The organism is Pseudomonas sp. MD195_PC81_125 (assembly GCF_014060985.1).
GTDB lineage: Bacteria > Pseudomonadota > Gammaproteobacteria > Pseudomonadales > Pseudomonadaceae > Aquipseudomonas > Aquipseudomonas parakoreensis.
The window spans coordinates 1-1,474 of the sequence record NZ_JABULD010000886.1; the positions used below are offsets into that span (position 1 = coordinate 1).

The window sequence follows — 1,474 nt, forward strand, 5'->3', positions numbered from 1 at the left end:
CTCAACGATATCTGAAATTCAGGAGAACATAACAGATCATGGTGACTGTCAAGCCGACCAATATGTACTCGACACGCGGTAGAAATATAACTAACCCACCTAAAGAAAACACGATCAAGGTGTTTTGCAGTATGTATTTCCTTATTCGACTCACAGCTATGAAATAGCCATATTGCTTCCCCAGGAAAAACAAGACCATGCCGGTTATCGACATAATCTGGAAATCGCGCATCGCAATGTCATTCAGGATCGCATGCCTGATCAAATTTGCCAGGAGTGCCAGCCCCATAAAAAGAAAAAGGTGCGAGTAGATCAAGGCGTGCCCACTCATGCTGCTTTGATGTTTGTTCAATAAGTAAAAACTATCAAAATAGATCCACCAGATACTGCAAATCATGATAAATCCGGTGATGGCCGCCATCACACTATAATAACCCCATTGAATGTTAGATAAGCCTCCGGAAAGGCTAATAATTGACTCCCCCAATAAGATTAGGGTGAGTAGGCCTATGCGCTCAACCAAGTGTTCCGTGTGTGCTGGCAACGGTTTTAATTTAGTCCAGAAAAGTACAGGAAACAGAATATCAAGAACAATCCCAATATAAGCAACAAGGTAACGCAAGGGCGGGTCAAAAAGTAACGGATGAAAGACTAATAACTGCGCTAACTAATAGGGCGAAGCCGAGCTTTGAGGAAAGTTCTCCGCGAGAATCGAGTTTACTAATGGACGAAATATACATGACACTGATGATCGCACGTATACCAAAATAGCAGGCAATAATAAGCGGGTAGTTCACTTCCAGGCCTTCCCCGATCCGTGCCGATAGCACAATGAGCAGGAGCATTATGAATAATGTTGCCAAACGGTGAAGATTACTGTCTGTATCAAACCTGTTGGAGTAAATCGTGTGACTGGACCAGATCCACCACAACGGTACAAAAAGCAGTAAGAATGTCCATAGTTGCTTATGTTCAAAGTGGCCTTCATGAACATGTCCGAGAGTGTGCGTAACCTGGCCTATCGTAACAACGAAAGTCAGGTCAAAAAACAACTCCAACCATGTTGCGTGTCGATTTTTTTCATAATACTTCAAAGATTTCATTAGTTGCCGGCTCCGTGTCCACCTCTTTAATGTAAAAGGAAGCTAACGTTGGTTTTTCCTCGGCTCCGATGTGGGTGATGCCAAGCCGATTTGGCTCTCTAGCGATTTCGTCCACGCACTAACAAAAGCTCAATCATCTGACTCATCCCGATGAACTCTGGAACTCCGTCATAGCGAATCCCGTCAATGTAAAACGCTGGGGTGCCATTCACGCCGCTGCGTACACCGCCATTGAAATCGGCTTGTATTTTGGGAATGTAAGTATCCTCTTGCATTGCAAGATCGAATTCCTCCCTGGAAAGGCCGTGTTTGAGAACAATGGCGCGATACAGCGGCAGACCCAATCGATCCTGATTTTCATACAATTCGTC

At 44.4% G+C, this 1,474-nt stretch carries 3 protein-coding genes; all 3 read right to left on the reverse strand.

The genetic code is table 11. The features are described from left to right. Position 1: 1 nt before the first annotated feature. The gene (locus HT737_RS32205) at positions 2–622 is read right to left on the reverse strand and encodes a low temperature requirement protein A (protein WP_306287323.1); all 621 of its coding nucleotides are present in this window, start codon (positions 620–622) and stop codon (positions 2–4) included. Between the two features lie 7 nt (positions 623–629). Then, positions 630–1,103, reverse strand: coding sequence for a low temperature requirement protein A (locus HT737_RS32210; protein WP_306287324.1), 474 nt, complete (start codon positions 1,101–1,103; stop codon positions 630–632). Positions 1,104–1,201: 98 nt separating this feature from the next. After that, a partial coding sequence (locus HT737_RS30105; RefSeq protein WP_182404641.1) for a DsbA family protein occupies positions 1,202–1,474 on the reverse strand: 273 nt, incomplete at its 5' end.

Bases quoted from the DNA above. Each gene is read 5' to 3' on its own strand.
- HT737_RS32210 (WP_306287324.1), bottom strand. From the start codon at position 1,103: ATGAAATCTTTGAAGTATTATGAAAAAAATCGACACGCAACATGGTTG.